14 protein-coding genes are annotated in these 21,782 nt (G+C 74.1%); 3 read left to right on the forward strand and 11 right to left on the reverse strand.

What is annotated here, in order from left to right:
• Nucleotides 1-15 precede the first annotated feature (15 nt).
• The 5 genes from AMK22_RS04850 to AMK22_RS04870 form a co-directional block, all read right to left on the reverse strand.
• Complete coding sequence (locus AMK22_RS04850; protein WP_073781939.1) at nt 16-1,161, reverse strand: amidase; 1,146 nt, start codon at nt 1,159-1,161, stop codon at nt 16-18.
• Nucleotides 1,162-1,236: 75 nt separating this feature from the next.
• Nucleotides 1,237-2,703: a peptidoglycan D,D-transpeptidase FtsI family protein gene (locus AMK22_RS04855; RefSeq protein WP_073781940.1), complete on the reverse strand. Its 1,467-nt coding sequence runs from the start codon at nt 2,701-2,703 to the stop codon at nt 1,237-1,239.
• A complete protein-coding gene (locus AMK22_RS04860; protein WP_079185915.1) occupies nt 2,700-4,169 on the reverse strand; it encodes an FtsW/RodA/SpoVE family cell cycle protein in 1,470 nt (489 codons plus the stop codon). The genes AMK22_RS04855 and AMK22_RS04860 overlap by 4 nt, the downstream gene beginning before the upstream one ends.
• A 186-nt stretch (nt 4,170-4,355) precedes the next feature.
• Nucleotides 4,356-5,876, reverse strand: coding sequence for a sensor histidine kinase (locus AMK22_RS04865; RefSeq protein WP_079185916.1), 1,521 nt, complete (start codon nt 5,874-5,876; stop codon nt 4,356-4,358).
• A complete protein-coding gene (locus tag AMK22_RS04870) occupies nt 5,873-6,640 on the reverse strand; it encodes a hypothetical protein (RefSeq protein WP_073781941.1) in 768 nt (255 codons plus the stop codon). The genes AMK22_RS04865 and AMK22_RS04870 overlap by 4 nt, the downstream gene beginning before the upstream one ends.
• A 449-nt stretch (nt 6,641-7,089) precedes the next feature.
• Here AMK22_RS04870 and AMK22_RS04875 point away from each other — a divergent pair, with 449 nt between their 5' ends.
• The gene (locus AMK22_RS04875; protein ID WP_073781942.1) at nt 7,090-7,791 is read left to right on the forward strand and encodes an ABC transporter ATP-binding protein; all 702 of its coding nucleotides are present in this window, start codon (nt 7,090-7,092) and stop codon (nt 7,789-7,791) included.
• Between the two features lie 110 nt (nt 7,792-7,901).
• On the opposite strand, the gene AMK22_RS04880 is transcribed toward AMK22_RS04875, so the two are convergent.
• The 6 genes from AMK22_RS04880 to ligD all read right to left on the reverse strand — a co-directional run bounded on the left by AMK22_RS04880 (nt 7,902) and on the right by ligD (nt 19,617).
• Nucleotides 7,902-8,858, reverse strand: a complete 957-nt coding sequence (locus AMK22_RS04880; protein ID WP_073781943.1) for an ABC transporter ATP-binding protein — start codon at nt 8,856-8,858, stop codon at nt 7,902-7,904.
• A 202-nt stretch (nt 8,859-9,060) separates the two neighbouring features.
• A complete protein-coding gene (locus tag AMK22_RS04885; RefSeq protein WP_443333270.1) occupies nt 9,061-11,820 on the reverse strand; it encodes an FtsX-like permease family protein in 2,760 nt (919 codons plus the stop codon).
• Between the two features lie 4 nt (nt 11,821-11,824).
• Nucleotides 11,825-15,142, reverse strand: a complete 3,318-nt coding sequence (locus AMK22_RS04890; protein ID WP_242433832.1) for an FtsX-like permease family protein — start codon at nt 15,140-15,142, stop codon at nt 11,825-11,827.
• A 207-nt stretch (nt 15,143-15,349) separates the two neighbouring features.
• Entirely contained in the window at nt 15,350-15,685 is a 336-nt protein-coding gene (locus AMK22_RS04895; protein ID WP_073781944.1) for a zinc-ribbon domain-containing protein, read from the reverse strand.
• Entirely contained in the window at nt 15,682-17,880 is a 2,199-nt protein-coding gene (locus tag AMK22_RS04900; protein WP_073781945.1) for a HEAT repeat domain-containing protein, read from the reverse strand. The genes AMK22_RS04895 and AMK22_RS04900 overlap by 4 nt, the downstream gene beginning before the upstream one ends.
• Nucleotides 17,881-18,720: 840 nt before the next feature.
• Nucleotides 18,721-19,617, reverse strand: a complete 897-nt coding sequence (ligD, locus tag AMK22_RS04910) for a non-homologous end-joining DNA ligase (RefSeq protein ID WP_073781947.1) — start codon at nt 19,615-19,617, stop codon at nt 18,721-18,723.
• A 112-nt stretch (nt 19,618-19,729) separates the two neighbouring features.
• Between ligD and ku the strand changes: the two genes are divergently transcribed.
• Both ku and AMK22_RS04920 read left to right on the forward strand, forming a co-directional pair.
• A complete protein-coding gene (gene ku / locus AMK22_RS04915) occupies nt 19,730-20,821 on the forward strand; it encodes a non-homologous end joining protein Ku (RefSeq protein WP_073781948.1) in 1,092 nt (363 codons plus the stop codon).
• Nucleotides 20,822-21,279: 458 nt separating this feature from the next.
• Nucleotides 21,280-21,657 carry a hypothetical protein gene (locus AMK22_RS04920; RefSeq protein WP_199883119.1) on the forward strand — a complete coding sequence of 126 codons (378 nt, stop codon included), beginning with the start codon at nt 21,280-21,282 and terminating at the stop codon, nt 21,655-21,657.
• Nucleotides 21,658-21,782 lie beyond the last annotated feature (125 nt).

Consider the following 21,782-nt stretch of genomic DNA (forward strand, 5'->3'; position numbering starts at 1 on the left):
ACCGGACGTCGTGTGTCATGACCGCACGGTGGACAGCGCGTCCTGCGCCGCACGGGCCGTTTCGACCAGCGAGACGTCCGCCCCGTGCTCCGCGACCAATTGCAGACCCACCGGGCAGCCGTCCGCCGTGAAACCGGCCGGTATGGTCGCGGCGGGATGCCCGCTGAGGTTGAACGCCCAGGTCAGGGCCGTCGAGTAGACCTCGCCGGGACCGTCGTGGCCGTGCGGACGGTTCGGGGTGGTCGGGCTGAGCAGCAGTGGCACGCGGGCGAACAGCGCGTCCAGTCGGCGGTCGTTCTCGCGCCGCAGTTCGCGGGCGTACGGGGTCGGCTCCCCGCCCCGGACCTCACGCCATGCCTCCCGGGGGTCGAGCAGGTCGCACGTGCGGTCCGTCGGTCGCACCACGCCGGCCGCCACCAGGCGGTCCACGGCGCGCCGGACCACGGCCGCGACCTCCGGTTCGACGTCCGCGTGTCCCAGGTCCGGACTGAAGACGGCCGGGACCGGGAGGGCGGGCGCCGCCTGCGGGTTCGGGCCGGGGACGCGGTGGCGGTGTCCGCCCGGGACGGTCGGCAGGCCCTCCGGGTCCCGGCCGCGGTCCGCGTCCAGTACGCAGCGCAGGTACGTCAGGGCCCCGGCCGCCGAGCGTGTCAGCACTCCGGCGGAGGCGAGCCCGGTCCGGTCGGGCGAGGGCAGCAGACCGTTCGTCGTCTTCAGGCCGAACACCCCGCACCATGCCGCCGGGATCCGTACCGAACCCGCCCCGTCGCTCCCGGTGGCCAGCGGCACCATGTCCGCCGCGACCGCCACCGCCGAGCCCGCCGAGGACCCGCCCGGGGTGCGGTCGGCCCGCCACGGGTTGACCGTACGGCCGTGGGCGCCCAGCCCCCATGTCTGCCAGGGCGTGCCGGGGCCGGGCACCGAGGTCGAGCCGACCGGCACCGCGCCGGCCGCGATCAGCCGTCGGGCCGCGTACGAGCGGATCCCGGCCCGTCCCTTGACGGCGAACGGCAGGGCGCCCAGCGGGAGGTGGGCGGCGCGTTCCGCGTCCGCGACCGCCTGCTCGTGCCACACCTCGACGAACGCGGACAGACGCGGGTCGTCCCGCCCGATCCGCTCCAGCGCCGAGACCACCGCGCCCGCATCGCCCGTACCGGTCATGTGCGTCACGCGGTCACCCCCGTATTCGCCGCGCGGACCCGTATTCGCCGCACGGTCCCCGTATCCGCCGCGCGGTCAGTCTCGCAGGGTGCCCAGGGCGGCTTCCATCACGGAACGCGCGATCGGGGCGGCGCTGCCGCCGCCGCTGATGTCGGCCCGGTGGGCGGCGGCGTCCTCCACGACCACGGCGACCGCGACGGCCGGACGGCCCGAGCCCGGCGACTGCGCCCAGGAGATGAACCAGGCATACGGCAGGCCCGAGTTGTCGACGCCGTGCTGCGCGGTGCCGGTCTTGCCGCCCACGGTCACGCCGTCGATCGCGGCGTTGGAACCGGTGCCGCGTTCCACGACGTCGACCATCATCTCGCGCAGCAGCATCGCCGTACGCGGGTTCATCGCCCGCCGGTAGGTGCGCGGATCGTACCGGTGGACCACCGAGCCGCTCCTCGTGGTCGTACGGTCCACGAGATACGGGTACTTGAGGTCGCCGCCGTTCGCCACGGCCGAGGCGACCATCGCCATCTGGAGCGGGGTCGCCGTCGTGTCGAACTGCCCGATCGACGACAGCGCCAGCTGGTCGTCGCTCATCTCGGTGTCGAAGTTGCTCCTGGCCACCCCGGACGGGATCCGCAGCCCGGTGTCGTCGAAGCCGAACCGCCGTGCCGCGTCGACCATGCCGTCCAGGCCGACCCGTACCCCCAGTTCGGCCATCACGGTGTTGCAGGAGACCCGGATCGCCTCGGCCAGCGAGGCGTTCTCGCAGTCCTCCGCCTCGTTGGGGAGCGTGGTCCGGGTGCCGGGCAGCACGTACGGCGACGGGGTGTCGGTCCCGGCGTCGGGATCGACGACCACGTTCGCGTCGAGCGCCGCCGCCGCGGTCACGATCTTGAAGGTGGAACCCGGTGGATAGGTCTGCCGGATCGCCCGGTTGAGCATCGGCAGGCTCTTGTCCGCGTTCAGCCGCCGCCAGGCGTCGGTGGCGGACGGACCGGTGCCGGAGATCAGCCCCGGATCGTACGAAGGGGTCGAGACCAGGGCCAGGATCCTGCCGGTCGAGGGCTCGACGGCGGCGACCGCCCCCCGTCGCCCGTCGAGCCCCTCGTAGGCGGCGCGCTGCATCGAGGCGTCGATCGTGGTGACCACGTTGCCGCCGGGCTGCCGGCTCCGGGTGATCTCGTTCCACAACGGGAACGGGGCGAGCGCCGAGTCGGTCCCGGACAGGACGCCGTCCTCGGCGTGCTCGATCAGAGTGGTGCCGTACGTCTGCGAGGCGTAGCCGGTCACCGGCGCGTACACGGGACCGTCGCGGTAGGTGCGTTCGTACGCGAGCTGCTCGCCGGTGTTCCTGGAGCCGGTGACGGACGTCCCGCCGACCAGGATGTCGCCGCGCGCCTGGCTGTAACGAGTGATCGTGAGGCGGCGGTTGGCGGGGTTCTCGTCGAGGCTGTCGGCCTCGAAGACCTGGATGCGCGCCGCGTTCAGCAGCAGGGCCACCAGCAGCAGCAGGCAGAGGGCGGCGGCACGGCGGATGCAGCGGATCACGGTACGTCCTCCGGTCCGGGCGGCGTGCCCTTCGGCCCCGGCCCCGGCCCGGCGCCCTTCGGCCCCGGCCCGGCGCCCTTCGGCCCGGGTGCCGGGTCCTTCGGTTCCGGCGCGATGACTCCGGTCTCCGCGTGGGCGGGCTGAGGGCGGCGGGCCTGGTCACTGAGCCGGATCAGCAGCGCCACGATGATCCAGTTGGTCACGACGGACGATCCGCCCTGCGCGAGGAACGGCATCGCCATGCCGGTCAGCGGGATCAGCCCCATCACCCCGCCCGCGATCACGAACACCTGGAGGGCCAGGATCGAGGCGAGGCCGATCGACAGCAGTCGCCCGAACGGGTCGCGCAGGGCCAGCCCGGCGCGGTAGCCGCGGGCCACGAGCAGCGCGTACAGCAGGAAGATCGCGGTCAGCCCGGTCAGGCCCAGTTCCTCGCCCGCGGTCGCCAGGATGAAGTCCGACCTGGTGGCGAAGCCGATGAGGATGGAGTGGCCGAGCCCGAGCCCGGTGCCGAGCATCCCGCCCGCGGCGAACGCGAACAGCGACTGGGCCAGCTGGCTGGGTCCCCGTCCGGCGGCGATGGTGGCGAACGGGTCGAGCCAGTCCTGGACCCGGCTGTGCACATGCGGTTCGAGGGAGCCGACGACGAACGCGCCCACCGCGGCCAGCAGCAGGCCCACCGCGATCCAGCCGGTCCGGCCGGTCGCCACGTACAGCATGATCACGAACAGGCCGAAGAAGAGCAGCGAGGTGCCGAGATCGCGCTCCAGGACCAGTACGCCGACACTGAGCACCCAGATCGCCACGATCGGGCCGAGCACCCGGCCGGTGGGGAACTGGAGCCTCCAGATCCGGCGGCCGGTGAAGGCGAGGGCGTTGCGGTTCGCGGCGAGGTACGCGGCGAAGAACACGGCGAGCAGGATCTTGGCGAACTCGCCGGGCTGGAAGGAGAGTCCGCCGACCCGGATCCAGATCTTGGCCCCGTTCACCGCGGGGAAGAAGATCGGCAGGATCAGCAGGACCAGCGCGGTGGCGACCGAGAGATAGGCGTAGCGCTGGAGCACCCGGTGGTCGCGCAGGAAGACGACCACGACGATGAACAGCGCCACGCCGAGCGTCGACCAGACCAGCTGGGTGGGTGCTGCCTGGTCCTTGGGCGTCTCCAGGTCGAGCCGGTAGATCAGCACCAGCCCCAGCCCGTTGAGCAGGACGGCGATGGGCAGGAGCAGCGGATCGGCGTACGGGGCGCGGAAGCGGACCGCGAGATGGGCGAGGAGGGCGAGCAGCCCCAGCCCGCCGCCGTATCCGGCCACGTCGGGCGGGACGGCGCCGTTCCTGGCCAGCCCGACGGCCGCGTAGCCGTAGACCGGGACGAGGACGGCACCGACGAGGAGCAGTAACTCGACCCCGCGCCGCTTGGGCAGACGCAGAGCGGGCGGGGGTGTGTCCGCCGTCGTTACGGTCATGCCACGCAACGTAGCAAGACGCGAGGGTTATTTCCCTTATGTCATAGCGGGAATGTCAGCCGGGGACGCCGACCGGCACGGCGACCGGGATCGTCGGCCGTGCGTGTCGGTCGGGCACGGCAGCCAGGAACGCCGGCCGGGCACGGCGGTCGGACCCGGCGTCCGAAGTTCGTCCGCCGGGGCGTGTCAGCCGGGGTTCCCGTCCTGCGCTCTCGCGGTCGCGTCCCGTGCCGTCGCCTCGTCCGGCCGCCGTACGCGGTCCGCCGCCTCCCCCTCCGGCGGTCGGGCGCACGTCCCGTCGTCGTCCGGCCGTGCGTACTCCGGGAGCGTCAGGCGTGCCACCGCCCCGCCGCCGTCCGGGGCGTTGGCGAAGGTCAGCTCCGCGCCGATCACCGCGGCCTGCCCGACGGCGATGGTCAGCCCCAGGCCGTGCCCCTTGCCACCGCTCTCGGTACGGAACCGCTGCGGGCCGCCGTCCAGCAGGTACTCCGGGAAACCGGGCCCGTGATCGCGTACGGTCACCGTCGGCCCGTCCACCATCAGCAGCACCGGGGGCCGGCCGTGCTTGTGCGCGTTGGCGATCAGGTTGCCCAGCACCCGCTCGACCCGCCGTCTGTCGGTCTCGACCCGTACCGGCACGGGCAGCCGCGCGGGCGTGTGCTCCCGCCGCCGGGCGGCCCCGGCCGCCGTACCCGCGCCCGCCCCCGTCGCGGTCTTCCCGTGACGGACCTCGGTCTCCGTCCCGGACGCGCGCACCACGCGTTCGATGAGCGGCGCGAGTTCGAACACGTCGAGCTCGACCTGTTCCGTACGGGCGTCGAGCCGTGAGATCTCCAGCAGGTCCTCCGTCAGGGCCCGCATCGCGCTGACCCGGTCGCGCACCATCTCGGACGGCCGTCCGGGCGGCAGCAGCTCGGCGGCGGCCGTCAGACCGGTGAGCGGGGTGCGCAGTTCGTGCGCCACATCGGCGGTGAAACGCTGCTCGGCCAGCAGCTTGCGCTGGAGGGTGGAGGCCATGGTGTCCAGCGCGCCCGCGACGATCGCCACCTCGTCCTGCGGACGCGAGGGGTGCGCCGTGCGCGGGTCGTCGACCCGGGCGTCGAGGTCGCCCGCGCTGATCCGGCCGGCCACCCGGGCCGTCTGGTGCAGCCGCCGGGTGACCCGGGTGACGGCGAACGCGCCGACGAGCAGGGTGGCGCCCGTGGCCAGCACCGAGGAGCCGACGATCGCCCGGTCGAGCGCGTTGATCGTGCGGACGCTCTGGGCGTAGTCGACCGTCGTGGCCAGTGTCCCGCCGTCGGCCGGGGCGGCCGCCCACATGGCCGGACGCCCGTCGCGGTCGGCGACCAGCGTGCCGCGCTCGCCCCGGGCGGCCAGCGCGCTCAGGGCAGGGGGCAGCCCCGGCGGATCGATACCCGAGCCCGGCGGCAGCGCCTCGCCCGCCTCGTATGCGGTCGTGACCTCCGAAAGCCGGAACAACGCCTTCTCGCGGGCCTCGGCAACGGTCGTGCGGGTCACCTCCCCGTGCACCAGCACGCTGAGCAGGGCGGCGAGGGCGCAGCACATCACCGTGATGAAGACGGCGGATTTCCAGGTGAGCGTCGCCGTCCAGGCCGGAATCCGCAGGCGCCGCGGCCCCCTACCGGCCCGTCCGCCGGATCCATGACGCCGGTCCGCCGCACCCCGCCGGAGGCCGTACGGTCTCATCGCCGCTCCGCGATGACGCCGACCGAGGGGGTGGCGGCGGTGTCCGGGACCGGTCTCGGCGGGCCGGTCTCGACGGGGGCCCGCGGTGCACGGGGCGAGGGCATCCGCAGGATCTCGTCCCGTGTCGGCAGCATGGCGCGCTGCCGGTCGTCCCAGGACCAGGCGGTGCGGTACTCGTACCCCCGGATGGCCGACGGCACCCGCGTGATCAGGTCCCGCCCGGCCAGCTCGATGCTGATCACGGCGTCCGCGGTGGACAGGATCTGGGTCAGACCGCCTGCCTCCGGCTTGTAGACGCGTACGGAGATCTGCTGGTCGGGCAACCGGATGCCCAGCACCATCTCGTCCTTGCCGTCCCCCGTCAGATCGCGGAAGTAGGGGCGCAGCACCGGGCAGGAGGCCGGTTTCTCGCGGCACGCGTCGAGGTGGCGGACGGTTTCGGCGGGGATGTCCTTCGCACCGCCGGACCGCTCGGAGCGAGCCTTCAGCGCGGCCCGCACCACCGCGACCGGGTCCAGCCGGTGCACGTCGCCGTCCGGCACCTCGATCCCCGGGATGCGGGCGGTCTCGCCCTCGCCGTAGTCGTACGGGGCGGCGGAGGCGGGCGGCAGCTCGGGCCAGAGCCGGGCGGGCCCGACGGCCTGCGGGGCCGGTCCGTTGCTCCGCAGCCCGCCCCCCGCACCGCAGCCGGCCAGCAGCACGGCACCGGCGGCGGCCCCGAGGGCCGACGCCGTACGGCACCGAACGCGGCGACGCGGACGCATGTCACGCTCCCTTCCCTTGGCCCATGCCTCCTAGACCTTATTCGGAGGGAAGTCGTTTATCCCTATTTAGTACTGACCGTGTAGGGGTGCGGTACAGGGGGTTTCGATCGACGCCGTCGCGCGCACGGCGACATCCGATTTCCGTACGGACGGTGACGGGTTCGCGACGCGTACGGTGACGGGCTCGTACGGACGGGTGCGGGGTCCGTCCGGCTGCGCGTGGGTTCCCGGGTCCTCGCTCGGAAGGATTCGACACGTGGCACGACAGCTCGCCCGCGGCACGGGTCCTTCGCAGGACATGGAGCACGGACGGAACTCCGCGACCTCGGCCGATGCGTCTTCCGTCGGGGATCGGTCCCCGCGGTGGGTGAACGGCCGCAGAAGCATTGAGGGCCGGGCGGAAGGCCGCGATACTGACGACCGGCCCACGGGGGATCAAGGGAGGACACATGAGCCAGGTTGTCGCGGGGACCATGGTGCGCGTCGAGGACGTCCACAAGTCGTACGGCCAGGGAGCCGCCGCCGTCCATGCCCTGCGCGGCGTCTCCTTCGACATCCCCCGCGGTGAGCTCGTTGCGCTCAAGGGGCGCTCGGGTTCCGGGAAGACCACCCTGCTGAACGTCGTCGGAGGGCTCGACGCACCGGACCGGGGCCGGGTCACCGTGGACGGCCTGGACCTGTCGGAGCTCGGCGAGGACGGACTGCTGGCGCTGCGCCGGGACCGGATCGGCTTCGTCTTCCAGTCCTTCGGCCTCATTCCGATCCTGACGGCCGCGGAGAACGTGGGCGTGCCGATGCGCATGCGCCGTGCCGACGTACGGGAGCGCGAGGAGCGGGTCGAGCTGCTGCTGTCCCTGGTGGGCCTCGCCGACCACGCGGCCCAGCGGCCCGGCGAGCTCTCCGGCGGTCAGCAGCAGCGGGTCGCCATCGCCCGCGCCCTGGCCAACAACCCCTCGTTGCTGATCGCCGACGAGCCCACCGGGCAGCTGGACGCGGAGACCGGCCATGCCGTGATGGAACTGCTGCGTGCGGTCGTGCGCAGCGAACAGGTCACCGCCCTGGTGGCCACGCACGACGCGACGCTGCTCGATCTGGCCGACCGGGTGCTGGAACTGCGCGACGGGGAGATACGGGACGAGACGGGGGAGTAGGCCGAGCCATCGCCTGTCAGGACTGCGTCATGGGCGTCCCGACCTGCTCCTCGTCACATGGGCCGGGATCGTCGTCGGCCCGTGCACCGCTGTCCGGTCACGGCCGGCGATCAGCTGTGCCCGCTGTCGTCCGGCCATACGGTGATGTGGTCCTGCTCCAGATCCAGCGCCACCCGGTCGCGCATGCCGAGCGCCTTCGTGTACTCGGTGGGCAGCTGGAGGCGGCCCGCCCGGTCGAGCATGGCGTACTCGCGGGCCACCAGCGTCTCGTTGCCGGTGGTCTCGTCGACCTCGCTGCGGCGCAGGACCTCCGTGGAGGTGCGGCCGTCGCGGATGGCGACCGTGCGGCGGACCTCGGTGGCCACGGCGCGGTCATGGGTGACGATGACGATCGTGGTGCCCAACTCCTCGTTCGCCGTGCGGAAGGCGGCGAAGATCTGCTCGGCGGTGTGGGAGTCGAGTTCGCCGGTGGGTTCGTCGGCGAACAGCACCGCCGGATCGCAGGCGAGGGCCACGGCGATCGCGACCCGCTGCTGCTGACCGCCGGACATCTCGTGCGGGCGGCGGCCTCGACAGTCGGCGACCTGGAGCAACTCCAACAGTTCCAGGGCGCGTTCGGCGCGGGCCCGGGAGCGGCGCCGCCCGCCTGCCAGCTGGAGGGGCAGGGCGACGTTCTGGGCCGCGGTGAGATACGGCAGCAGGTTGCGTGAGGTCTGCTGCCAGATGAAGCCGACCACCTTGCGCCGGTAGTTCAGGCGGTCCTTCGCGGTCATGGCCAGCAGGTTGTGGCCGGCCACCTGGGCCGCCCCGGCGGTGGGGGTGTCCAGGCCGGACAGGATGTTCATCAGGGTGGACTTGCCGCTGCCCGAAGCGCCCACCAGGGCCATGAGTTCGCCCTTGCGGACGAGCAGGTCGAGGCCCTGGAGGGCCTGCACCTCCACGCCTTCCACCGAGAAGATGCGGACCAGACGGTCGCAGGTGATGAGGGCGTCGTGGCCGTAGGCGGGCCGGTCGCGGGTGGCGGTCGCCCTGTCGGCCAGTTCGGCGAGGGTGGGGTTCGTCGTCATCGGGCTCCTTGGTCGATGGGGGGCCGCGGCCGGCCGGGGGCGCGCCGGGGCCGCGGCGTGCGGGTGGGGCCGCCGGAACGGAGGCCGAGTCCGCCGAGGTCAGGGGCCGGGGCAGCCGAGTCCGCCGGGGCCGGGGGCCGGGGCGGCCGGAGCTCCCAGGATCTGGCGCCGAGGCCGCCGGGGACGGGGTGCGCCGTCCTTCTCACTTCGTGTCGCCCGCTCTCAATTCCCGTACCGCCCCTCTCCGCCCCGCCCACCACGCCTGCACGGCGGCGATTCCCACCGTCACCGCGACCACGGCCAGCGCCGGCACCGTCAGCGACCAGGCGTCGGCGTGCAGCGGGGTCTGCTCCGGGGGAGCGGCCGAGGACGGCAGGGCCACCCCGGTCAAGTCCATGCCGGGGGAAAGCAGGCGGATCGCCGCCCAGCCGGTCAGGACGCCGCCCACCGCGGCGAGCACGGCCTGGGGAAGGGACTCCAGGACGAGCAGGCGGCGGCCCTGCGAACGGGTGAGGCCCATGGTGCGGAGCCGGGCGAGCAGCGCGATGCGCTCGGGAGCGGCGCGCAGGAGCGACAGGAGCAGCGCGAGCACCGCGTAGCCGGCGCCTGCCGCCACCGCCCCCGTGTAGAGGTGCTCCACGCCGGACTGGAGGGGGGAGTCGGTGTACCGGGCTCTCTCGTCGGCGCGGAGATTGACCGACACCGCGCCCCCGGCCGCCTCGCGCAGGGCACGGCCGTCCACGTCCGGGCCCGTCACCAGCAGCGTCGTCGGCGTGGCCGCCGTGGCGCCGAGGCCGGAGCGGTCCACCACCAGGAAGTCGGCGCCCGTCACGGCCGGAGTGATGTCCCGGACGAGGACGATGCGGACGGTGACACTGCTGCCGTCCTCCATGCTGACGGGGAACGGGGCCGAGCCGTGGGCGTCCGCCACGCTCGGGGAGGCCACGGCGGGCAGCACGGCGTCGGCCCCCGGGCCGCCCCGGCCCTTCTTCAGGACTCCTTCGGAGAAGGCACCGAGCCCCGTCCGCCTCGTCAGCTCCGCGTAGCCGCCGGGATCCACGCCCACCACCGGCACGGCCTGACGCCCGTCGTTCGGCTTCGTCTGGTACGCGATGCTCACCGCCGTCACCTCCCGCACGCCGGAGACCCGGCGCACCCGGTCGGCCAGCCCCGCCGGCAGGGAATCCACCGGCGACCTCAGTCGGGCGTCGGCCCCGACGGCGAGGAGCGCCGAGTGGTCCCGGGCCTCGCCGATGCCCGCCAGGACCGAGCCGCCGAACGCGGCCGTGGTGAGGGCGGTGAGCAGGGCGAGCAGCGGCAGCACCGCGGACGCGGAACCGCGGCCGGCCCGGGCCAGGGCCAGATGGCTCACCACCCCGCGCAGCCGCCCGGCCGGGCCGGCCAGGCCACGCAGGGGGAGGGGGTGGAGGCGGACCAGCAGCAGCGCGGCGATCACCCCCACCAGCACGGGCGCCGCCGCGATCAGCTGATCGCCGGACCCGCCGGACGTGCCCTGCCGGCGCAGGGTCACCACCGCGCCGACGGCCACCGTCACCAGCGTCAGCTCCGCGACCGTACGTCGCCGGGACGGCCGTACGGACGTCACGTCCTGGCGGACCGCGGGGACGTGGACATGCCGGTGGACGGCGGCCGCGCGCAGCGGGAGGGCGGCGCAGGCGACGACCGTGACCGCGAGGGCGGCCAGGACCGCGGGCAGCGCCCGGGCGCCGGGGAGGACCCACATCGCCACGGCCAGGCCGAGCGCGCCGGCCGGGACGGCGACCACCGCCGTCTCCGCGAGCAGACGGGTGGCGAGACCCGGCAGCGAGGCGCCGCGGGCGCGCAGCAGGGCCAGTTCGGTGCGGCGGCGGTCGGCGGCCAGGCCGCCCGCCATCGCCAGGACGACGACGGCGACCGTACCGCTGCCGAACGCCGCGATCGAGATCAGCGTCGAGAGGCCGGAGCGCAGGCGGGAGTGGGAGGCGAGCACGTCGTCGAGGTCGGTGGAGGACTCCAGGAGGAAATCGACGGTCTCGCGCAACTGCTGGAGACTGGGGCCCGACTCCAGGGAGGCGACCGCGGATTCGAGCGCGCCCAGGTCACGGTGGTGCAGGGCGTCCGGTGCGGGGGCCAGCCGCCAGTAGCGGTGGGGCAGCTCCTCGACGCGCAGGAGCACGGGGGCGGCCTCGGGTGCCAGCAGCAGGGCGCCGAGCCAGTACCGGGGCGAGTCCGGGTCGGCGGGCACCACCCGCGTCAGCGCGGGCGTGCGCAGCAGCGTGTCCGCCGCCCAGTAGGCGCCGTCCCGGTCGCGCGGGGCGACGATGCCGGTGATCCGGACGGCGAGCGTGCCCCGGCCCGCGTCGGGGACGTGCAGGACCGACCCGACCTTGATGCGCAGGCTCTTGGCGGTCTCCGCGCTGACCGCCGCCTCCACCTCGGGCGTCGTCGCGGTGACCGTGCCGGACGCGCGCGGCAGACGGCCCTCGTCCAGCCGGGCGTGGCCGGCCAGGCCCGCCTGCGCGACGAGCGCGACCCGGGCGGGATGCCCGCTCGGCCGGGGCAGCCAGGGGTCGGGCACCTCATGGTTCACGGACGTGGCCACGCCGTACGACGACTGGCCGAGGTCGGGGACGAAGGGGCGCCGGACCGTGCCGAGGATGCTGTCGTAGTCGTCCTTCACGGTGGCGGGGCGCATGAGTTGCTCGCGCTGCTCCTGCGACATCTCCACCGTCAGGGGTGCCGGGGCGGACAGCTGGACGACGCTCCGGGAGGCGGGCGTCCGTTCGACGGAGCGGCGCAGGCCCGCGTCCTCGTACCGCTCCACCGCGCGCGGGAACGCGGCGGCCAGGCAGGCGGTCACCGCCACCAGCAGCGCCAGGGCGAGCGCGGCACCGGGGGCCGACCGCAGACGGGTGCGGACCCAGGGGGCGGCGGCACGTTCCCCACGCCTGAACGGGATCACCACGTCACTCCCCCTCCCGCAGCACCCGCACCGGATCGGCCTGGCGCACCGCCAGCAGCGCCACGACGACGACCGGGACGGCGGCCACGGCCGTCAGCAGGGCGGCCACCCGCAGCGGCGGCAGTGCCACCAGCAGATCCGGCACCGGGCGGGCGGCCTCGCCGGTCAGGACGATGAGTGGCAGCACCGCGCGGGTCAGGGCGATGCCCAGGCCCGTGCCCACGGCCAGCGCCAGCGCGATCAGGACGCCCTGCTCGGCCGCGACGGCACGGGCCAGCCGGCGGCGCGGGGCACCCAGCGCACGCAGGATCGCGAACTCGGCGTTCCGCTCCCGCAGCGCCCCTGCCGCGCTCACCGCGAACCCGAGCGCGGCCAGCACCGCCGCCGCCCCGGCCGCCGCGGTGAACGCGGCCTCCGGGCCCGCCCCGAACGGGTCGTCGCGCAGCTCGGCGGCGATCTCGTCGCGCACGACGATCTGCCCGGGATCGAGGTCGGGCCGGGCGCGCAGAGCGGTGGCGATGCCCGCGCCGTCCGAGGGCGAGTCCGGCCGCAGCCACCACTCGGTGGGCGCGACGGCGGCCCCGTAGCGCGTCTGGAGGACCCGGTTCACGGCGCGCAGATCGAGGAGCACGGCGCCGCCGTCGCCGTCCTGCTCCCCGCCCCGGGTCGTCGGCATCTGCCGCAGGGCGCGCACGATCCGCACGGGCACGTTCTGCCCGTCGAAGGCGATGTCCATCGTCTGACCGGGGCGGGCGCCGGTGGAGGCGAGGAAGCGGTCGGTGGCGAGGGCGGCCACCGCGGTGGTCCTGGGCCGGGTCACCTGCATGCGCAGTGTCAGCGACGGTTTGAGCCAGGGCTGGTAGGACGGGACGTAGCCCGTGCCGTACACCACGGTCGGGTGCGCGGCGGGGCGGACGCGCGGGCGGGTCGGCGAGGTCCTGGAGTCGGACGCGCCCTGCCCGTTGGTGCCGGAGGCCGCCGTCCAGGACGCCGGCAGGGGCACTCGCCGTGCCGTGCCGGCGCCGGTCGTCGCGGTCAGGGAGTCGAGGGTCAGGGTCTGCTGTTCGGCTCGGAGGGACGGCACGGGCAGTACGAGCTCCACCCCGGTGAGCTTCAACGGCCCGTGGCTGCTCGGCAGTTCGACGGACAGTGTGTGCGGGCGCCCGTCGGCGGGGAGTTCGCCGGACGGCAACGAGTAGGGGACGCCGTGGTCGTCCTCCAGCGTCTGGGTCACGGTCGCCGCGCCCTTCGTGCCCCGCGCCGAACCGGTCAGGGTCGCCGTCAGCGTCAGCCGGGTCGCCCCGGCGGGCACGCGCGCGCCCGCCGACCCACCCGACGGACCCAGCTCCGCCAGCAGCCGCTTCATCGGGGCGGGCGCCAGGTCGGGGCGCAGCAGGACGGTCTCCGCCGCGTTCGCGGTGTCCAGCGCCAGCACCGTCGCCGTGCGGCGCCCGGACAGCGTCAGGGTCTTCCGCACGGCGGGGACGGCCTCGCGCACGTGGGGCACGGCCGCGTAATCCTGCGTGCGGCCGAGCTCGTCGCCGCCGGTGCCCAGGACCCGCACCGGCGCGCCCGCCGCGAAGTCGGCCTGGTCGTCCTGCGACCGCTCCCAGGAGGAGCCCTGGCCGATCGCCAGGACGCCGAGTGCCACGGCCAGGACGAGCAGCAGTACGGGACCGGCGCCGCGCCCCGGGCGGCGGCTGAGCTGCCAGCCGGCCAGCGCCGCGGCCAGCCCCCTCCCGCCCGTCGCCCGGCGCTCGGCGAGCCGGGCGGCCAGCGGCAGCAGACGCAGCGTCAGGACCGCGCCGGCCAGCAGCGCGAGGGCGGGCGCGGCGACCAGCAGCGGGTCGATGCCCAGGGCGCCGGTCGTGTCCGCGCTCACCGCGCCCGACGTGCGGCGGGCCAGCTGCCAGTAGGCGACCCCGGCCACCGCCACCAGCCCCAGGTCCGCCCCGGCCCGCAGCGGAGCGGGCAGGGCGCGGGCGCGGGACGCGCGGAACCCGGTCGCCGCGACCGCCGGCAGGGTCACCGCCAGCGCGCACCCCAGCGCCACGCCGGCCGCCGTCAGCCACACCCCGAGCCGTCCGCCGGCCGGCACCTCCAGCTCCAGCCCGAGCCGGGCCAGCGCCCCCTGCCCGGCCAGCAGCCGGATCAGCGGGCCCGCCAGCAGCGGGGCGATCAACAGAGCGGGCCCGGCCAGCAGCAGCGCCTCCCGGGAGGCGAGGCCGGCGAGGGTGGCGCGGGAGGCGCCGCGGGCGCGCAGCAGCCGGGTCTCGCCGGTGCGTTCGGCGGCGAGCAGCCGGGCCACGAGCAACAGCGCGCAGATCGCGAGCAGGGCGAGCTGGAGGGCAACGATCAGGAGGGTGGAGCGGGAGACGAGCAGGGAGCGCTCGACCCGGTCGAGGAGCTCGGGGAGGGCGGTGCTCGCGGTCGTCCCGCCGACCACGCCGCCCTTGCTGTCGTCCCCGGTGGGCAGTTCGAGCAGGGTGGCCGGCCCGGTGCGCGCGGAATCGCGCAGGGCGCCGATGCGGTCGGCGGTGAGGCGGGCGAAGTCGGCGGAGGCGAGCCACGCCGACCCTCCGTCGCTCACCCGGTCGCCGGTGACGACGGAGGGCGTCGTCAGCAGGGGGCCGTAGGTGGTGAAGGTGGACGTGCGTACGCCCCGACCGCCGAGTTCGTCCAGCAGCCAGTAGGGGGAGGCCGGGTCGACGGGCCGGTACACGCCGGTGACGAGGATCCGCACGGGCGGCCCGTCGAGCCGGTCGGTGACGGTGAGGCGGGCGCCCGGCGCCAGTCGCAGCCGCCGCGCGGCGGCCTCGGGCATCGCCACCTCGACGTCCGGCGCGCCCGCGCGTGGCAGGCGCCCCTCGCTGATCCGCACCTGCGCGGAGTCGAGCGCCGCGAAGTGCGTGAGGTCGGGCTTGTCGCCGGGCCGGGCGGCTGCGGCCCGGGTGGTTCCGGGCAGGGCGTACGGACCGGAGCGCACCAGCGTCCGTACGGTCACCGGCAGCCCGTCGAAGATCCGGCGCGCTCCGTCGCGTACGGCGGCGTCGGCGGCCCGGCGACGATCGGCCGCCACCTCGGCCTTGACGACCAGCGCGGCATCGGCGGCGTTGCGCGGCTCGGCCAGCGAGTGGCGCAGGGCCGCGTCGCCGATCGCGGTCGAGTAGGCGGCCAGGGCCGCCAGCACGGACGTGGTCAGCAGGACGGTGACGAGCGCGGCGGTGATCAGCGTGCGATGCGCGCGCGCCCTCGCCAGGACGAGCGTTGCACGCCCCGAACGCCCCGAACGCGCCGCGAAACGCCCCCCGTACGTCGTCACTCGGCTTCCCCCAAGCCTCTGCTGCCACCGTCGCCTCAGACCTTCTGGTGATGTTGTCAGACCAGATGCGGCGGGGTAAGTGATGGTGAATCGGGCTTGACCGGATTGTGACCGGAAATCGGCGTTCTTTGAACGGAATCCGGGCTGTGGAGCGCAAACTCTGGCGTGTTGATCAACGAGGCCACCGCGTACGGCAGGTGACCGGTCTCAGTTCTGGTACGGGTTCCGACCGGGCCCGCCCGGCGCGTACCCGGGGTGCCCCTGGCCCTGCCCCGGCGCCTGCCCGAACGGGTTGCCCTGCTGCGCGGCCATGTGCTGTGCCAGCAGCTGTTCCGCCTGCTCCTTCGGTATCTGCTGCTCCCCGCCGCAGAACGTGCACTGCGTCGCGAACTTCGTCGAGAACGGGAACAGCGGTACGAAGAACAGCGTGAACTTGGTGACCCGCTTGCGCAGCGTGTGCGCGGCCGGATTGCCGCACCAGCCACAGACCAGCGTCAGCACGGCCAGCTGGTACAGATATCCCCGCGTACCGAAAATGATCACGCCGTGGGTCCCTTCCCCGTGTCGCCCGGAAGCGCCTGCCGACAGAACGCCAGCAGCTGTTCGTCGTCGTATGTGTCGTGGCTGCCGAAGGTGCCGTCCATCGCGTTGTGGCGGCGTGCGGAGGCGAGTTCGGTGCGCAGCATCCCCGTCGCGTCCGGCCCGGCACCGGCGGCCCCCATCCGCGCCAGGCAGCGCGCCACGCGGACCCGGGACTGACGGCTTCGCTCCCAGGCCGCCAGCAGCACCGGAACGGATTCCCCGGCCCGCCCCGAAACCTCCCACAGCGCGGCCGCCGCGTCCACCCGCAGCCACAACTCCTCGTGGTGGAGCAGCGCACGGAGCCGGGGCGCTGCCGCCGCCGCCCGCGCCCCGAGCCCGGCCACGGCGTTGACGGCGGCGCGCACCTCGTGGACACGTCCCGCCCGCAGCCCCTCGGTCAGCACCGGCAGTACGGCGTCGGTGTCCCCGTCGACCGCCCACAGGGCCTGAGCCGCCTCGATGGCCTCCACCGCCGAGACCGCCCCGGGGTCGCGCAGCAGCACGCGCAGATCGGGTACGGCATCACCCGCGGCGGGCCCGAACGAACCGAGCGCCCGCAGTGCCGCCGTACGCAGCCACTCGCCCCGGTAGGCCGGGGCGCCGCGCAGCACCCGCAGCACCTCCGGCACCGCCTCGCCCGCGGGTATCGCGGTCAGGGCCATCAGCAGCGGGCTCGCCCGGTCGTACGCCGCCTCGTCCAGCCGGACCTCGCCCAGCCTGCGGCGCAGCACCCCCGTCAGCGGGGCCGCCGCCGGTCCCAGGAAGCCGATGGCGAACCCCACGTCGTGGGGTATCTCGCGCCGCTCCAGGGCCGCGGCCAGTGCGGGTACGGCACGGGGGTCGCCGAGGCGGGCCAGCGACTTCACCGCGCTGCCGAGCGCCGGGGGACCGCTGGGCCAGTCCCGTACCCAGGAGGCGGGATCCGCCGCGACCCGCGCCGCCAGCGCGTCGGAGGCGGGCGCGGCCAGCCCGAAAAGGTCCTCCAGCACCTGGGCCGCGGCGCCGGCCAGCCGGGGCTCGGGCGTGGCGAGCTGTTCGCCGACCAGCCGGACCAGCTCGTCGTAGGACCCCCGCCAGACCCGGATCAGCGCACTGCTCATCCGGAGCGCGTCGATCCGCTGCTGGTGGGCGGGGCTGCGCAGCTGATCGGTCAGCAGCGCCGTCCGCTCGGCGACCCGGTCGTCGAGGCCGGTGTGGAGCGTACGCAGCAGATCCGCGGTCCAGGGCGCGGTGCGGGCCGGGACCTCCTCGCCGGACAGCGCCCGGGCCTGGCCCAGCCGGGCCGGGGGCGCGGCCCGTTCCTCCGTCGGCGGCTCCCCGGCGCCGGACGCCTCGGGGTGCGCGTCGAGGGCCGCGATCACGTCGGCCGCCGGGCCGGTCCGGGGCTCGCCCGTGCCGTGGGCGGTCGGGGCGGAGCGTCGTGCGGGGGCCTGGCGCAGCTGCCGCAACAGGCCCGTCACCACCCGTACGACATCGCCCGGCAGCGCGTCCGGCGCGCACCGCGCCAACTGGGCCAGCGCGGCGAGCCGCAGCCCGGGCGGGAATCCCTCGCCGGTCAGCCGGGTCAGCCAGGCCGAAGCCTCCCCGGCCAGCGAACGGTGCCGCAGCGCGACCCGTCCGGCCGCCTCGACCAGCGCGAGCCGCACCTCCTCGGACGGCTCCACCGGCAGCCGCTCCCGCAGCAGCGCGAGCACCCGCGACGGGTGGCTGTGGAGCCCGGCGAGCGCCAGCGGCGCGGCGAGCCGCACCCCGGGGTCCTCGTCGGCCATCAGCTCGCAGAACACCCCGGACCCCGCGGTGACGGCGGTCGCCGCCATCGCGTAGTTCGCCGCCCCCTCGATCTCCTCCTCGGCGATCTCGTCCTCGTCGTCCTCGCCCAGATCGATGCCGCCGATGCTGGTGAGCAGCTCCACGACGCTGCCCCGGTCCTGGACGTCCGGATCCACGATCAGCTCGAAGAGGAACGGAATGCAGGCCAGTGTGCAGGCGTACACCTCGCCCTGGTGGTGCACGGCCCCGTACATGCCGTCCAGTGCCGCCTCGCGCACCACCTGATCGTCGGAGGCGAGCCCCCGCAGCATCGCCGGTATGTCATCGGCAGGCCCGTAGGCATGCTCCATCGAGGCCCAGTCGACCTCGTCGATCCCTGCGAACACGCCCTCGCCTCCCCACGCGATTCACACGAAGCAGTGTCTGCCAGAGTGTGCACCACGGTCCGACCGTGTGCCCTCTGCATGCGTTCTTTTCCTGACGGACATGACAAAGTTCTCGTCATGCGCTATCGGATCACCGGGCGGAACGTTTTCCTCCGGTGTCCGGCCCCGTCGGTCGCGGGACCATGGTCGGCTGCCCGTCGGCCGCCGACCGCGAACGGCTGTCACAGGCCGTCCGCGTCACCGTCCGCCAGGCGCCACACGGCTTTCTGCACCACTTCCGGACCGCCCGTGGAGGGATGGCCGGCGACGCGCAGGGGCCGGTGTGCCGGGTAGTCGCTCCGGCAGGCCGACGGCCCGTCCGCCGAGCAGCCGGTCAGGCCGGGACCCCCGACGAGCGCCGCGCCCAGGAGGCGTGCTCCCGGAAGGCGGTCCTTTGAAAAGCGGGCATCCGGGATCGGGCGGGGACGGGGGATACGCACGCGCGTGATCACTTCCATTCCTGTGGTCGTGCCGAATGGTCGGTACGGCTGCCACCGGGCCCGGTGGTGTGCGTGTCCGCAACGGTTCTCCGTTCCGTCGCCGTCGCACGGGCTTGATCGTGGCTGGTCAAGAAAACCACAACGAGTCGGGGCGGGAGCGGGTGGGGGACGGGAGAAGCGGGGCACGGACATGGGCGCGGGTACGGACACGGGCGCGGGTACGGACATGGGAGTGGGCGCGGGCACGGGCACGGCGGGGCGGTGGCACGGCGGCAACGGCCGGGGCCGCGGAGCGCCTCAGAGCCTGTCGGTGACCTCTGACCGGGCGGCCACGCCCTGGCAGAGGTCACCCGACAGGCTCTCAGCCCCGCGTCGGCAGCGGCCGAGCCCGTTCGGGGTCGTTGAGCGGCCCGAGCAGATCGCCGTGCCGTGCGAGCCGGGCCGCCATGTCACCGGCCAGGAAGACCAGTTCTCCGGGCGCCCGGCACTCCTCGATCTCCTCCCAGGTGACGGGTGCGGAGACGGTCGGCTCGGGGCGGGCGCGCAAGGTGTAGGGGGTGGCGGTCGTCTTCGCCGCCGCGTTCTGGCTGAAGTCGATGAACACCTTCCCCGGCCGCAACGCGCGGATCATCCGGTGGACCACCAGGTCGGGAAGCGCCTCCTGGGCCTCGACGGCCAGTTTCTTCGCGTAGGCCGACACCTGCTCGGCAGGGGTCGGCTCCACCGCCACGAGCAGATGCAGCCCCTTCGACCCGGAGGTCTTCCCGCAGGCGAGGAGCCCGTCCGAGGCCAGCCGGTCGCGCAGCCACCGCGCCACCGCGCAGCACTCCACCACGGTCGCGGGCGCCCCCGGGTCCAGATCGAACACCATCCGGTCGGCGGTCCCGGGTGCCCCGGCGCGCCACTGCGGGGTGTGGAACTCCACCACGAGGTTGGCCGCCCACATCAGCGAGGCCAGATCGTCCACGACCACCTGCCTGGCCTGCTTGTCCTCGCGGTGCGGCACCGGAGTGGTCCGTACCCAGGACGGCGTACCGGGCGGCGGATTCTTGGTGAAGAAGCACTGCCCGTCGGGCCCGTCCGGATAGCGCAGGAAGGACACGGGCCGGTCGCTCAGGTGGGCCAGCAGGGAGTGCGCCACCGCGGTCGCGTAGTAGTGGAGCACCTCGCCCTTGGTGGTGCCGGTGGCCGGATACAGCACCTTGTCGAGATTGCTGAGCGCCAGCCGTCGCCCCTCCACCTCTGTGATCGGCGTCATACGATAAGAGTCACATGGTTTCCGTGCATACAGGCATAGAACGGGCACCGAGCGCGGCTCGTACGCATCCAACGCATCCATCCAGACCTCATGCGCACACAAGGGGCGAACTGTGAGATCCATATGGAACGGCGCCATCTCCTTCGGGCTGGTCAGCATTCCGATCAAGCTGGTCAACGCGACCGAGAGCCACTCGATCTCGTTCCGCCAGGTCCACCTCGCCGACGGCGGGCGGATCCGGTACCGGAAGGTCTGCGAGATCGACGGGGAGGAGGTCACCGCCGCCGAGATAGGCAAGGCGTATGAGGACGCCGACGGCTCGATGATCCCGATCAGCGACGAGGAGCTCGGCTCGCTCCCGCTCCCCACCACCAAGACGATCGAGATCGTCGCCTTCGTGCCCGCGACCTCGATCGACCCGCTCCAGATGGACGCGGCGTACTACCTCTCCGCCAACGGCGTCCCGGCGGCCAAGCCGTACACCCTGCTCCGGGAGGCGCTGAAGCGGAGCCGGAAGGTGGCCGTGGCGAAGTACGCGCTGCGCGGGCGGGAACGGCTCGGCATGCTGCGGGTGGTCGACGACGTGATCGCCATGCACGGCCTGCTCTGGCCGGACGAGATCCGCAGTCCCGAGGGCGTCGCCCCCGAGGTCGACGTCACGGTGCGCGACGCCGAACTCGACCTGGCCGACGCGCTGATGGACACCCTCGGCGAGGTCGACATGGACTCGCTCCACGACGACTACCGGGAGGCCGTCGAGGAACTCATCGCGGCGAAGGCCGAGGGCCGGACCCTGGAGCCCGCGAAGGCCGGGGCCCCCGGCGGCAAGGTCATCGACCTGGTCGCCGCATTGGAGAAGAGCGTCCGGGAGGCCAAGGAGGCCCGGGGCGAGGAGCCGCGGCCCGCGGAACCGGAAGCGGGCGAGGAGCGGGCGGAGGCTTCCATGGCCGAGGTCACGTCGCTCGCCGACCGCAAGAAGTCGGGCGGCACCGGAGCGAGGAAGAAGGCCGCGGCGCCTCCCAAGAAGGCGGCGGCGAAGAAGACGAAGTCCACGACGAGCCGGGCGCCCGCCAAGAAGACCGCCTCACGATCGACGGCGAAGAAGTCGACGACCGCCAAGACGTCGGAGAGGAAGGCCACCGCGAAGTCCGGCACCAAGTCGGCGGCGAAGACCGCGACTTCAAGCAAACGTTCCTCTGCGTGACACCGAAGCTCCCGCCCCGAAGACGGTCACGAAGGCCGTCACGAAGACCGGCGTGAAGGCCGCCGCCTTTCTCCGACCGCCCGTGCGGATGACAGGCGCGACCGGCCCGGGACCGGACGGAGGCCGGGCCGGGACCGAGACGGGACACGACCGGACGGAGGCCGGGCCGGGACCGAGACGGGACACGACCGGACGGAGGCCGGGACCGAGACGGGAACGGACGGGGCGGAGGCCCGAACGTCCCCGGGACCGGCCCGGGGAAGCGGGACCGGTCCGGGCGCTCCCGCCCGCCTGGAGCCACGAAGCACCCGTGACACGCCGACGCCCCTTCTGGAGCGATACGCCGAACCGGAGCGATACGCCGAACGCGGTCACGATCGGCGCCGCGCCCCCGACTTCCCGTACGGCATACGCGCGACCGCCCCCACGAGGCGCGCCCCCGCGCCTATGCTCACGGCATGGAGCAGAGCGAAGTGGTGAAGCGCGTGGTGGGCATCCTCACGGAGGCGGGCGAGATCCGCCGACTGCTCGAGGAGAGTGGGGACCGCGACGACGTGGAAGCCGATTCGACCGTGGTGACCGCGCTTCTGAACGAGACGATGCCCCGGATCACGATCCCCGAGGACGCCACCATCGAAGAGGTCGCGACCCTCGTCGGCCGCGAGGTCGGCGGTGCGGTGGAACAACTGGTCGGCGCATTCACCCTGGCCTTCGCGATGCTCGCCCAGGTGCATGACTCCGGACAGACGGACGTGACCTCCGCCGACGTGCTCCAGGACCTCGCGCTGCGGGCCGAACAGATCGGCAACGGCGGCCCGGAGGGCACGGACGCATAACGACCTCGGCATCCGCCGTTCCGCTGGTTCATCGGTTCGCCGGACAGCCGGGCGGTCGGGCCGACGGGGCGGACGGTGACCGGTCAGCAGGGGCGGCCGACGGCCCGGCCGCCCCCACACCGCGC

Source organism: Streptomyces sp. CB01580 (genome assembly GCF_001905795.1).
In the GTDB taxonomy this organism is placed as follows: domain Bacteria; phylum Actinomycetota; class Actinomycetes; order Streptomycetales; family Streptomycetaceae; genus Streptomyces.